The 13895-nt window shown below is 52.3% G+C and carries 9 protein-coding genes; 2 read left to right on the top strand and 7 right to left on the bottom strand.

What is annotated here, in order from left to right:
- Positions 1 to 104: 104 nt before the first annotated feature.
- From codA to prpB, 6 genes are all read right to left on the bottom strand, one after another.
- Positions 105 to 1388 (bottom strand): cytosine/isoguanine deaminase, encoded by a 1284-nt coding sequence (gene codA / locus D9742_RS21435; RefSeq protein WP_001299008.1) that lies wholly within the window; start codon positions 1386 to 1388, stop codon positions 105 to 107.
- Positions 1378 to 2637, bottom strand: coding sequence for a cytosine permease (gene codB, locus D9742_RS21430; protein ID WP_000076233.1), 1260 nt, complete (start codon positions 2635 to 2637; stop codon positions 1378 to 1380). Before codB ends, codA begins: the two co-directional genes overlap by 11 nt.
- 424 nt (positions 2638 to 3061) lie before the next feature.
- Entirely contained in the window at positions 3062 to 4948 is a 1887-nt protein-coding gene (prpE, locus tag D9742_RS21425; protein WP_130238187.1) for a propionate--CoA ligase, read from the bottom strand.
- A 39-nt stretch (positions 4949 to 4987) separates the two neighbouring features.
- A complete protein-coding gene (prpD, locus tag D9742_RS21420) occupies positions 4988 to 6439 on the bottom strand; it encodes a 2-methylcitrate dehydratase (RefSeq protein WP_130238186.1) in 1452 nt (483 codons plus the stop codon).
- Positions 6440 to 6719: 280 nt separating this feature from the next.
- On the bottom strand, positions 6720 to 7889 hold the full coding sequence (gene prpC, locus D9742_RS21415; protein ID WP_001285909.1) for a 2-methylcitrate synthase: 1170 nt from the start codon (positions 7887 to 7889) through the stop codon (positions 6720 to 6722).
- A gap of 160 nt (positions 7890 to 8049) precedes the next feature.
- Entirely contained in the window at positions 8050 to 8940 is an 891-nt protein-coding gene (gene prpB, locus D9742_RS21410; protein WP_000052204.1) for a methylisocitrate lyase, read from the bottom strand.
- 238 nt (positions 8941 to 9178) lie between these two features.
- On the opposite strand from prpB, the gene prpR reads away from it, so the two are divergent.
- A complete protein-coding gene (gene prpR / locus D9742_RS21405) occupies positions 9179 to 10765 on the top strand; it encodes a propionate catabolism operon regulatory protein PrpR (RefSeq protein ID WP_130238185.1) in 1587 nt (528 codons plus the stop codon).
- Positions 10766 to 10865: 100 nt separating this feature from the next.
- Here prpR and yahO read toward each other — a convergent pair whose 3' ends face one another.
- Positions 10866 to 11141 (bottom strand): DUF1471 family periplasmic protein YahO, encoded by a 276-nt coding sequence (gene yahO, locus D9742_RS21400; protein ID WP_130238184.1) that lies wholly within the window; start codon positions 11139 to 11141, stop codon positions 10866 to 10868.
- Between the two features lie 582 nt (positions 11142 to 11723).
- Between yahO and D9742_RS21395 the strand changes: the two genes are divergently transcribed.
- Positions 11724 to 13895 (top strand): autotransporter outer membrane beta-barrel domain-containing protein (locus D9742_RS21395; RefSeq protein WP_240780527.1); only part of this gene is annotated, 2172 nt, incomplete at its 3' end.

The raw sequence follows: 13895 nt of genomic DNA, 5'->3' as shown, positions 1-13895 counted from the left end.
GCTTATCAGGCCTACGAGTTCAGTGCTCTACGTAGGCCTGATAAGGCGTTCAAGCCGCATCCGGCATAAACTACGCTCGCTTTGTCAACACACAGCCCAGCCGATCACCGTTTGTAATCGATGGCTTCCGGCTGCTCCAGATATACGGTGGTTTGTGCCGGTTGTGTGCTGGCAATCACCTTGCCGCCACGTACCGAATAACGTACCGGAACCTGACGGCGCAGCGCATCAAATCCATTTTCAGCCGGCAGGATAATCAGGTTGGCGCTGTTTCCGGCGGCAATGCCGTAATCCTGCAAATTCAACGTCCTGGCGCTGTGGTGGGTGATTAAATTCAGGCCATCGTTAATCTGCCCATAGCCCATCAGCTGGCAAACATGCAGCCCCATATGCAGCACTTGCAGCATATTCGCCGTTCCCAGCGGATACCACGGATCGAAGACATCATCGTGACCAAAGCAGACGTTAATGCCGGACTCCAGCATCTCTTTAACGCGCGTGATGCCGCGACGTTTTGGATACGTATCGAAACGTCCTTGCAGATGAATATTGACCAGCGGGTTGGCGACAAAGTTAATACCGGACATTTTCAGCAAGCGGAACAGGCGTGAGGTATACGCCCCGTTATAGGAGTGCATTGCCGTGGTGTGGCTGGCGGTGACTCGCGCGCCCATGCCTTCACGGTGCGCCAGGGCAGCAACGGTTTCGACAAAGCGCGACTGCTCGTCATCGATCTCATCACAGTGAACGTCGATGAGACGGTCGTATTTTTGCGCCAGGGCGAAGGTTTTATGCAGCGACTCCACGCCGTATTCACGGGTAAATTCAAAATGCGGAATCGCCCCCACTACATCTGCCCCTAAGCGTAGCGCCTCTTCCAGCAACGCTTCACCGTTGGGATACGACAAAATCCCTTCCTGCGGGAAGGCGACGATTTGCAGATCAATCCACGGCGCGACTTCCTGCTTCACTTCCAGCATTGCTTTCAGCGCAGTTAGCGTTGCATCCGAAACATCGACATGGGTACGCACATGCTGAATGCCGTTGGCAATCTGCCATTTCAGCGTTTGCCATGCGCGTTGTTTCACATCGTCATGGGTTAATAACGCTTTGCGCTCGGCCCAGCGTTCAATACCTTCAAACAGCGTGCCGGACTGATTCCAGTTCGGTTGTCCGGCGGTTTGCGTGGTGTCCAGGTGAATATGCGGCTCCACAAACGGCGGTATAACTAAACCTTGTTCGGCATCCAGGCTGTTTTCAGTTATGGGCATCACGCCGGATTGCGCATCAATGGCGCTGATTTTTCCGTCCTGCAGATGAATCTGCCACAGCCCCTCTTTGCCTGGTAACCGGGCGTTAATAATTGTTTGTAAAGCGTTATTCGACACTGTTAGCCTCCACATGCGTCATTGCTGCTGTCGTTTTACGATTCAAAATCGGGTTAAGGATCAGATAGCTCAGCGCGCCACCTAATACCGCGTTGACCGGAACAATTCCCGGTAACCAGTGGCCTGCAGCAATCCCCAAGGCGACCGCCAGAATCGCCACCCAATTGACACTCATCATACGCGTGGTCGCAAAGTGCTCATAGCGGCGACGGTTCATCAGATAGTCGGCAATGATCACGCCACCCACTGGAGGAATAGCTGCCGAAAGGAAGGTCAACCAGCCGACAAAATTGTTATACAGCCATAATGCACAGACCGTACCGATAATACCGTTGATTACCGAAAGGGTTTTGCTCGACATACCGGTAATGTTGGCGAAACCTAAACCCGACGCATAGAGCGCGTTATCGTTGGTGGTCCAGATATTCAGCCCCAGCACCACAATCGCAGGCAGCAGCAGGCCCTGAGCAATCATCACATCAGAGATATCTGCCATCCCCAGTGCCGCAGCGCCCGCTGCACCGAAAATAAACATCAACGAGTTGCCGAGGAAAAAGGCCACCATCGCCACCAGCACCGCCAGTTTGGCATTGCGACCAAAGCGGACAAAGTCAGCGGTGAGCGTGCCCGCACTGATAAATGACCCCACAACCAGCGCCAGCGCGACATTGAAATCTAACGGTTGTGCGGGAACGACCGCTTTTAAGGCGTCCAGGCCGCCCATGCCGTTAACGGCCAGCCACACGGAATAACCGCCAAGACAGGCGATCGCCGGAACCGCAATCACCGAAAGAACTGTCAGCGCCGAAATGCCAAAGAAGACGGTGACGGTCATCAGTAAACCGGAAACGGCAATCAGCAAATTAATATCCAGCCCGGTTGCCTTACCCACCGGAATAGCAAACATCGCCACGCCAACGCCAAACCAGCCAACCTGAGTGCCGCCCAGCAGCAGTGAAGGCAGCCATGAGCCTTTAACACCAAACGAGAAGCGAGCAAGAAGATGGGTGGTCAGGCCGGTTTTTGCGCCAATGTAACCGAGAAATGAAGTGTAAATACCGAGGAGAAGATTACCGATGAGAACTGCGAGGAAGAAATCATGATAGCTAAGACCGGTTCCGAGAGTGCCGCCGGTCCACATACTGGCGGAAAAGAAGGTTAATCCCAGCATGACGAACGTCAATGCCAATACCCCTTTCCGCGCCGACTGCGGGACTGGCCCCTGGCTAAAGTTGTTATCTTGCGACACGAAATTCCCCCTTTTTGCTGTTTGAAACCCAAAAAATCCGCCGCATTCTATTCATCTGAAGATAAAAAGCAATCGTTTCCGTGGGGAAATATATTTTTTATATGAATGAGTGCAAAAAGGTGGGGGAAAAATTATCGGTGTAAAAACAGTGGGTAGGCATGATAAGACGCGCCAGCGTCGTATCAGGCATCGGCGCATGGTGTCGGATGCGCCGCGAGCGCCTTATCCGACCTACGGTTCAGGCCTGTAGTCATGAGAAGACGCGCCTGCGTCGCATCAGGCATCGGCGCATGGTGTCGGATGCGGCGCGAGCGCCTTATCCGACCTACGGTTCAGGCCTGTAGGCATGATAAGACGCGCCAGCGTCGCATCAGGCATCGGCGCACAACTGTCGGATGCGCCACACGACACATCCGACAATACCTTACTCTTCCATCGCCTGGCGGATCTGATCCAACGACGCAGGATCATCAATGGTCGTCAGATCCCCAGGATCGCGTCCTTCGCAAATCGCCTGGATCGTGCGGCGCAGCATTTTTCCGGATCGCGTTTTCGGCAATTGCGAGCCAAACCAGACGTGCGCCGGGCGGCCAAAGTTGCCAATCTGGCTGTCCACCAGCGCCATAATCGCCTTCTCTTGCGAATGCGCCACATCACGATCTTCCAGACTGTCGCTCTCTTTCGGAATGACAAACGCCACCGCCACCTGCCCTTTCAGCGCATCTTTCACCCCAACCACCGCCACTTCGGCAACGCCCGGATGACTGGAGATACTCTCTTCAATCTCGCGCGTCCCCAGCCGATGCCCGGCAACGTTAATCACATCGTCAGTGCGCCCGAGAATAAAGTGATAACCGTCAGCATCGCGGATACCCCAGTCAAAAGTGGCGTACACCGGACGGGAAAACAGCGACCAGTACGTCTTCACAAAGCGGTCGTCATCGCCCCAGATGGTCTGAATACACCCCGGCGGCAGCGGCCCTTCCACCACCAGCATCCCTTTCTCGTTGACGCCACACGGTTCGCCGGTGACTTCATTAAGCAACTGCACGTTATAGCCATACATCGGCACGCCGGGGCTTCCCAGACGCGTCGGCCTGTCGTCCAGACCGCGAGCAATCGCCATAATCGGCCAGCCGGATTCGGTCTGCCAGTAGTTGTCGATGACCGGCACATCCAGCGTATTGCTCACCCAACTGGCGGTCGGCTCGTCCAGCGGTTCTCCAGCCAGATAGAGCACTTCCAGCGACGAGAGATCGTGTTTGCGAATTTCAGCGGTAGGGAATTTTTTCAGCACGCGAATGGCGGTCGGCGCTGAGAACATCCGGCTAACCTGATATTTCTCGACGATTTTCCACCACACGCCGCAGTCCGGCCAGGTCGGCAATCCTTCGTAAACGATAGTCGCCATCCCCGCCAGCAGCGGCGCGTAGACGATATACGAATGCCCCACCACCCAGCCGATATCCGACGCGCAAAAGAACACGCCGCCCGCTTTGCCGCCAAAAATGGTGTCCATCGAGGTCGCCAGCGCCACCGCATATCCGCCGACGTCACGCTGCACGCCTTTAGGTTTGCCGGTCGTGCCGGAGGTGTAGAGAATGCAGGAGGTTTCGTTGGATTCCAGCCACGCCACCGGTACCCGCGCGCCGATGTGTTGATGGCGCAACGACGCGAAATCGACATCCCGCCCGCTGACGCGCGCCATTTTCGCCAGCCCGCGATCCACCAGCAAAACATGGCGCGGCTGGTGCTGCGCCTGACTTATCGCATCGTCGAGCAATTTTTTATAGGGAATGATTTTGCCACCGCGCGCTCCGGCATCTGCCGAGACAATCAGCACCGGTTTAGCATCATCAATTCGCGCCGCCACGCTATGAGAGGCAAAACCACCAAATACCACCGAGTGAATAGCACCAATGCGCGCGCAGGCCAGCAGGGTAATATGCGCTTCGGCAATCATCGGCATATACACCAGCACCCGATCGCCACGCTGCACGCCCAATGAACGCAACATTGAGGCCACCGCGTTCACTTCGTCATGCAGCTGACGAAAGGTAAAGGTGCGCTCTTCTTCTGTTTCCGAAGAGACGGCAATCAGCGCCAGCGCCTCTGGCTGTTTCTCCAGCCAGCGATCGATAGCGTTGTGACACAAGTTGGTTCGGCCTTCACAAAACCAACGGGCAAACGGCGGATTGCTGTGATCGAGCGTTTGCGTAAAGGGCGTCTGCCAGTCAATACGCCGGGCCTGCTCGGCCCAGAACTGCTCCGGTTCGTTAATCGAACGCTGATAAAATTCGCTAAAAGACATAATGCTCTCCTGTTGAACTTACGCCTTACCGCTGTTTGCTTAAATGACGTACAGGTCGAGATACTCATTGACCGGCATCTGTTCCAGGCGAGTTCTGTCGAGAGAAACCTCCAGAATGCGCTGCTGTTGGCGAGTCGGGAACTGGCGCGCGAGGTTGATTTTGAATTTATCTACCAGCTTCGGAATGCCATCCTGACGGCGGCGAGCATGACCAATGGGGTACTCCACCACCACTTCTTCAAAGCGCGTACCGTCAGTGAACTCAAGAGTAACGGCATTGGCGATGGCGCGTTTTTCCGGGTCGTGGTAGTCAGCGGTAAACGTCGGATCTTCAAAGCAATTGATCTTCTCGCGCAGGGCGTCGATGCGTTTATCTTGCGCAACGTTGTCCTCGTAATCTGCCGCCGTTAAGCGCCCGAACAACAGCGGGATCGCCACCATGTATTGAATGCAGTGGTCGCGGTCAGCCGGGTTATTGAGCGGCCCTTTTTTGTCGATGATGCGAATACAGGCTTCGTGGGTGCGAATGGTCACTTTTTCGATATCCGCCGCCGTTTTGCCTGCTGCTTGCATCTGTTCATAGAGCGTCATCGCCGCTTCAACTGCCGTCTGGGAGTGGAACTCCGCCGGGAAGGAGATTTTGAACAGCACATTTTCCATGACGTAAGAACCGTACGGGCGCTGGAAGCGGAACGATTCACCTTTGAAGGAGACGTCGTAGAAGCCCCACACCGGCGCAGTCAGGGCTGACGGGTAACCCATTTCGCCCGTTTTCGCCATCAGTGCCAGACGTACCGCGCGGGAAGTGGCATCGCCCGCCGCCCAGGATTTACGCGTGCCGGTGTTCGGCGCATGGCGATAGGTGCGCAGCGACTGACCGTCCACCCACGCCAGCGAAACGGCGTTGAGAATTTCCTCGCGGGTCAGGCCAAGCATTTCGGCGACCACGGCGGTGGAAGCCACTTTCACTAACAGAACGTGGTCGAGGCCAACGCGGTTAAAGGAGTTTTCCAGCGCGATGCAGCCCTGAATTTCATGAGCTTTAATCATTCCGGTCAGCACCTGTTTCATGGTCAACGGCGCTTTGCCGCTGGCGACCGCGTTGCGTGAAAGCCAGTCCGCCGTTGCCAGAATGCCGCCGAGGTTGTCGGAAGGATGCCCCCACTCCGCCGCCAGCCAGGTATCGTTGAAATCGAGCCAACGGATCATCGCGCCGATGTTAAATGCCGCCTGGACGGGGTCGAGCTGGAACTGAGTTCCGGGGACGCGCACGCCGTTAGGTACGACGGTGCCGGGGACAATTGGCCCCAGCAGTTTTTTACAGGCCGGGTATTCGAGAGCTTCCAGACCGCAGCCGAGCGTGTCGAGCAGGCAGTAATGGGCGGTGTCGTAGGCCACTCTGGAACTGATTTCGTAGTTCATGACGTAATCGACGATATCAACGATTTCACGATCAAATTCCGGGCGGATGTTGTTGATTTGAGCTGACATTGGGTACGTTTCCTTCGGATTTTTTATAAAGTTAAAGTGTTTTTTTACTCTGTTATCAAGAGATGAGTGTTTGCTTCTGAGCAGGCCCTTCCCCTCACCCTAACCCTCTCCCCAAAGGGGCGAGGGGACTGTCTGTGCACTCGGTCAAATGGAGCGCGCTTTTCCCCTCACCCTTCCATGGAGAGGATCGGGGTGAGGGTACATGCCCGCACCTGAGCTGGCCTTTCCCCTAACCCTAACGGGCGGATTGTGCGCGCTGTTATCTCCTGCGCCGTTCTTCTTACTGGCGCTTATCCAGCGCGACAAACTGGCGGTCTTCCGGTCCAACATAATTGGCGGAAGGACGGATAATTTTGTTGTCCTGACGTTGTTCGATAATGTGCGCCGCCCAGCCGGTGACGCGGGCGATAACAAACAGTGGTGTGAACATCTCGGTGGGAACGCCCATCATGTTGTAGGAAACAGCGGAGAACCAGTCGAGATTGGGGAACATCTTTTTGCTCTCCCACATCACCGTTTCCAGGCGATCGGCGATGTTGTACATCTTCAGCGAGCCGCCTTCCTGCGAAAGCTGCTTCGCCACACGTTTGATCACCTGGTGGCGCGGGTCGGCGATGGTATAAACCGGATGACCAAAACCAATGACCACTTCTTTGTTTTCCACCCGCTTGCGGATATCGGCTTCGGCTTCGTCCGGCGTTTCGTAGCGTTGCTGGATCTCCAGCGACACTTCATTCGCCCCGCCGTGCTTCGGCCCGCGCAGTGCACCAATCGCGCCAATAATCGCGGAATACATATCAGAGCCGGTGCCCGCAATCACCCGGCTGGTAAAGGTGGAGGCGTTAAACTCGTGTTCGGCGTACAGCACCAGCGAAATATGCATCGCCTTTTCCCAGCTTTGCGACGGCTTTTCGCCATGCAGCAGATGCAGGAAGTGACCGCCGATGGAGTCGTCATCGGTTTCCGGCTGGATGCGTTCGCCGTTATGGCTGTAGTGATACCAGTAGAGAAGAATCGAGCTAAGTGATGCCAGCAGTTTGTCGGCAATATCCCGCGCACCGGAAACGGTGTGCCCCTCTTTTTCCGGCAGCGTGCAGCCGAGCGCGGAAACGCCGGTGCGCATGACATCCATCGGATGCGACGCCGCTGGTAAGGCTTCCAGCACAGTACGCACGTTAGCCGGTAAACCGCGCAGGGCTTTCAATTTTGTTTTGTAGGCGGCGAGTTCGTCACGGGTCGGCAGTTTGCCGTGGATCAGCAAATGCGCCACTTCTTCGAATTCGCAATGTTCCGCGAGGTCAAGAATATCGTAGCCGCGGTAATGCAGGTCGTTGCCGCTTTTACCCACGGTGCAGAGCGCCGTATTGCCCGCCGGAACGCCAGAAAGCGCCACTGATTTTTTCGGTTTAATGACATGGGTACTGTTTTGCAGGATCGTTGTGTCGCTCATATTGTCCTCGTCATTGTTATCATTTGTAGGGTCGAGATTGTTGTCGGATGCGACGCCATGCGTCTTATCCGAACTACAGTTCAGTACACCCCGTAGGCCTGATAAGTCGCGTCAGCGGCGCATCAGGCATCGGTTGTCGAATACAACTAACGGGCGTTTTTTATTTCGCCTGGCTACGGGCAAACAAGTCGTCGAGCTTCTCTTCGTACTGGTAGTAGTTGATGCTTTCGTACAGCTCGTTGCGGGTTTGCATGGTGTCGATGACGCTTTTCTGCGTGCCTTCCTGACGCAGGACGTTGTAGACATGTTCAGCGGCGCGGTTCATGGCGCGGAATGCTGAAAGTGGGTACAGCGCCATCGCAACATGGGCGCTGCGTAATTCGTCGGTAGTAAACAGCGGCGTGGCACCAAATTCGGTAATATTGGCGAGGATTGGCACCTGCACCGCATCGGCAAACTGACGGTACATGGCGAGTTCGGTAATCGCCTCCGGGAACAACATCTCGGCACCCGCTTCAACATAGGCCTGCGCACGCTCGATCGCCGCATCCAGCCCCTCTACCGCCAGCGCATCGGTGCGCGCCATGATCACAAAATCAGGATCGGTTTTCGCATCCACCGCTGCACGGATCCGATCCACCATCTCCTCTTTCGAGACGATCGCTTTGTTCGGGCGATGACCGCAACGTTTCGCGCCAACCTGATCTTCAATATGCAATCCTGCCGCACCGGCTTTAATCATCGATTTCACAGTGCGCGCCACGTTAAAAGCCGAAGATCCAAAACCAATATCCGCATCAACCAGCAGCGGCAGTGAGCAGACGTCGGTGATACGGCGAATATCTGTCAACACGTCATCAAGAGTAGAAATACCGAGATCGGGCAGCCCCAGCGACCCTGCCGCCACACCACCGCCGGAGAGATAAATCGCCTGATATCCGGCACGCTGCGCCAGCAGCGCATGGTTAGCGTTGATGGTGCCGACAATCTGCAATGGATTTTCTTTAGTAAGTGCAGCGCGAAACGCTTTACCTGGAGAGTGTAGAGACATAGCCCATCCTTTGTTATCAACTTGTTATTTACGTTGATAAAGACAAAGCAAGGGGTGTGCCACAATTGCCTGAATAAAATTAAATGCTTAATTTCAATTTGTTAGAGATAAACCCATGAATTAATCCGCAAATATGCGTTTCAGTTAACGTTTCAGGCAATGTTTCACCGCGTTTCATTGCAACAATTATGAAACAAGACTAAACCCACTATTCGGTTTCTTAACTTTGCGGTGCGCTATGGCACATCCACCACGGCTGAATGACGACAAACCGGTTATCTGGACGGTATCAGTAACGCGGCTGTTCGAGTTGTTTCGCGACATAAGCCTGGAATTCGATCACCTGGCGAACATTACCCCTATCCAGCTTGGCTTTGAAAAAGCGGTGACCTACATCCGCAAAAAACTGGCAAACGAACGCTGCGACGCCATCATCGCTGCAGGCTCTAACGGCGCGTACCTGAAAAGCCGCCTGTCAGTGCCAGTTATTTTGATTAAACCGAGCGGCTACGATGTGTTACAGGCACTGGCAAAAGCCGGAAAACTGACATCGTCTATCGGTGTCGTCACTTATCAGGAAACCATTCCGGCGCTGGTCGCGTTTCAAAAGACGTTTAATTTGCGCCTCGATCAACGTAGCTACATTACCGAAGAAGACGCCCGCGGGCAGATTAACGAGCTCAAAGCTAACGGCACCGAAGCGGTGGTCGGCGCGGGGCTGATTACCGATCTGGCAGAAGAAGCCGGAATGACCGGAATTTTTATCTATTCCGCCGCTACCGTGCGCCAGGCGTTCAGCGATGCGCTGGATATGACGCGCATGTCGTTACGCCATAACACTCACGATGCCACCCGCAACGCCCTGAGAACTCGTTACGTGCTGGGCGATATGCTCGGTCAATCACCACAGTTGGAGCAGGTGCGGCAGACTATTTTGCTGTATGCCCGCTCCAGTGCGGCGGTGTTGATTGAGGGGGAAACGGGGACGGGCAAAGAACTGGCAGCCCAGGCAATTCATCGGGAATATTTTGCCCGCCACGATGCGCGACAGGGCAAAAAGTCGCATCCGTTTGTTGCCGTCAACTGCGGGGCGATTGCCGAATCGCTGCTGGAAGCAGAGCTGTTTGGCTATGAGGAAGGGGCGTTTACCGGCTCACGACGCGGAGGCCGCGCCGGACTGTTTGAAATCGCCCACGGCGGCACGCTATTTCTTGATGAGATAGGCGAAATGCCTCTGCCGTTGCAGACTCGTCTGTTAAGAGTACTGGAAGAAAAAGAGGTCACCCGCGTCGGCGGGCATCAGCCTGTTCCGGTGGATGTGCGGGTCATTAGCGCTACTCACTGCAATCTGGAAGATGATATGCAGCAAGGAAGGTTTCGCCGCGATCTATTTTATCGCCTGAGTATTTTGCGTCTGCAACTACCGCCACTGCGCGAGCGGGTGGCGGATATTCTGCCACTGGCGGAAAGCTTTTTGAAAGTATCTCTGGCGGCGCTCTCCGCCCCGTTTTCTGCCGCATTACGCCAGGGATTAAACACCAGCCAGGCGGTTTTATTGCGCTACAACTGGCCGGGCAATATTCGAGAACTGCGCAATATGATGGAGCGACTGGCGCTGTTTTTAAGCGTGGAACCAACACCAAATTTAACGCCGCAATTTTTGCAGCAACTACTGCCGGAACTGGCACGTGAATCGACAAAATTGACCGCCCCACCCTTACTGACGCCACAACAGGCACTGGAGAAATTTAACGGTGATAAAACTGCTGCGGCGAATTATTTAGGTGTCAGCCGAACGACGTTCTGGCGGCGGCTGAAAAATTAAATTGCCGGATGCGGCGCGAACGCCTTATCCGGCATAAATTTCAATAGATAATGATCACCGATAAACTTACGCATCGGGCATGTTTACATGGGGTTCAGAATTACTTCTTCTTATAAATATCCGCCGTGCCGTGGATCTTATTGTCAGTCTGACCGGAGGTCAGCACCAACACATCAGCACCTTTTTCATCCGCTTTTTTGATCAAATCTTCTTTCGCGTCTGCGGTCGACATTTCATTACTTGTTGAAATATCACCTATTTTTTCATATTGCGATTCAACTTTTTCAAATTCTGCTTTGGTCATCAATTCAGCGGCATAGACATTTGTGACAACAAAAGCTAACGCACCAACTAAGAGCTTAGTTCCAGTTTTCATAAATGAACTCCATGATGTTTGATTAAGCCAATACCCTGAAGCTAACAGTCATCATTCAGGGTTGATTAATAAGTAGTTCAGCGTTTAGGAAAAATCCATAGGAAAAGAGAATATATTTGTATTTTTCTTAATGCGAATCACTCTTGTGCTTCTGGTTAATAATTTTCACTGCAAGTATCACTGGTGTTATATGAATTATTTTTTATAAAAATCTCAAATATTCACCCTGCCACAGACTCAATATAAAAATTACACTAGCCACATTACTTTTCTGAACAAAAAAAACCAAATCATCTATTGCGTTGATTCTTATAAACATTATTCGTTTTATTTCTCATTAACCTTAAGATGATTCACTATTATTTTTAATAACAATATTAAAAAATTCATTTACACCATTTACAAACCACTAAAACCTATCAATGTAATGAACAACTAACACTTTAATAAATTTATCACATCTAATATTACACATATTCTTATTTAGCAACTTGCATGTTTACGCCTTACAAGGTTTCAGGAAGAAAAACAGTGCAATAAAAAACATTTCGCCATTTAAATTTAAGGATGAAAGTGAGTGATATGAAATTAGCAAAAAACAGCTTATCGACACGGGCGATAGCCATTTCAACGGTATTATTTACACCCATATCCCTGGCCGTAACCCCACCCACAGATGTAAATAGCGTTGTTATCATTAATAATGGAGAAGAAGCAAAAATTATTGCCTCTGAAGGTTACGATCCCGGATGGAATCATTTTACTTCTTTGAATGTAGGCCAAAACTCTAATGGCTCATTACTCATTGATAATCTTTCATTTATTACTGCTAATGCTACCGTAGGTAATAATGCTGAAGGTTCCCTCACTTTATCCGACCATACCAACTGGCAATTTGATACCCCTACCTCCAAATTGTTTTTGGGTACAAATGAAGGTTCCGGCACCGTATATGTATTAGAAGGCAGTAAGATAAGTGGCCTGCAAGAACTAAGGATTGGTGAGTATTATGGTGATGCCAAAGGGTTGATGGTTATTGATGGGGAAAACTCGTCAGTCACCTCTAATGTTACCCTCGTTGGCGATCAGGGAACCGGCAATTTACGTATTACTAATGGCGGTACACTCACTACCTCAGCTCAGGTGGCTATTGGATATGCTTATCCAGCCAATGGTGTATCAAAAAATCGTAATAGTTATGGCGAGGTTCTGGTCGATGGTAAAAATTCAGCATTGAATGCTGAATATGTTTATCTTGGTGGATTCAGCCCAGATTTTGCTTTTAATACTACTGGTATCCTTACCGTTAATAATGGTGCAACAATCAATGCCAATTCGTTTATCTGGGTTACTCTCGCCCCTGGCGCCACAGGCGTTTTAAATATTGGTGGCGCACAAGGTGAGGCTGAACAGCCTGCAGGTTCGATTAATACGCCATTTATTCATTTGGGAGCCGCAGATGCTTCCTCCACGTCGGTAGTTAACTTTAATCACTCCAGTACCGATTTTCTCCTGGCCTCACCTATACAGGGAAACGGCCAGGTTAACCAGGTAGGTTCCGGGACAACCACATTATCTGGCTCGAATAACTATGCCGGTAATACCTATATAACCAAAGGCAGCCTACGTGCAGGTAAAGAGAATACCTTCAGCCCCAACTCCGATTATATTGTCGACAGCGACGGGCATCTCGATTTAAACGGTTATTCGCAAGCGTTAAAAACACTGACGCTGGCTGGAACATCAACGTTGTCTTCGTATGAACAGGGTCACGAGTTCACACCGACCACACTGACCATTAACGGCAACTACACCGCCGATGATGGCCTGTTAGTCATGCATACTGTATTAGGCGATGATAATTCCGCAACGGATAAGCTCATCGTAAAAGGGGATACTTCCGGTAGCACCCGCATCATGGTCAACAATGCGGGCGGCCTGGGCGCGGATACCCTGGAAGGGATAAAAATTGTCGAGGTTGAAGGCCTGTCAGAGGGCGTTTTCAGTAAAGAGGGGCGTATTGTTGCCGGTCCCTATGACTACAACGTGGTAAAAAGCGACAACCAGAACTGGTTTTTAACCAGTGAAATTCCCGCAGGACCGTATACCCCACCGGTACTACCCGTCATCCCGGAACCAGACCCTGAGCCACCTGTAACACCAGAGCCCCCTGTAACACCAGAACCGCCTGTGACACCGGAGCCGCCTGTTACGCCATCTGTTCCACAACCAGAACGAAAACATCTGTATCGCCCGGAAATTGGTAGCTATCTGGCCAATATTCAGGCGGCAAATACGCTGTTTAATACCCGGCTGCATGACCGTCTGGGGGAAACACAATACACCGACCTGCTAACCGGCGAGCAGAAAGTGACCAGCTTGTGGATGCGTAACATTGGCGGACATAACCGCTTTAAAGATCGTTCGGATGAACTGAACACCCAGAGCAATCGTTATGTTCTGCAACTGGGCGGCGATCTCGCGCAATGGAGCAGTAACGCACTCGATCGCTGGCATCTCGGCTTAATGGCTGGCTATGCCAACAGCAAGAGTCATACACATTCCAGCCTGACCGGGTACAACTCGCGTGGGCAAATCCACGGCTACAGCGTGGGTGTATATGGCACATGGTACGCGAACGAAGCCGATAAAACCGGAACCTATGTTGACAGCTGGTTGCTCTATAACTGGTTTGATAACACCGTCTCCGGCGAGTATCTGCCGAGTGAGAAATATCACTCTGACGGTATCACC

It is taken from the genome of Escherichia sp. E1V33 (assembly GCF_004211955.1).
In the GTDB taxonomy this organism is placed as follows: domain Bacteria; phylum Pseudomonadota; class Gammaproteobacteria; order Enterobacterales; family Enterobacteriaceae; genus Escherichia.
This window is presented reverse-complemented; position numbering and strand designations above follow the sequence as displayed.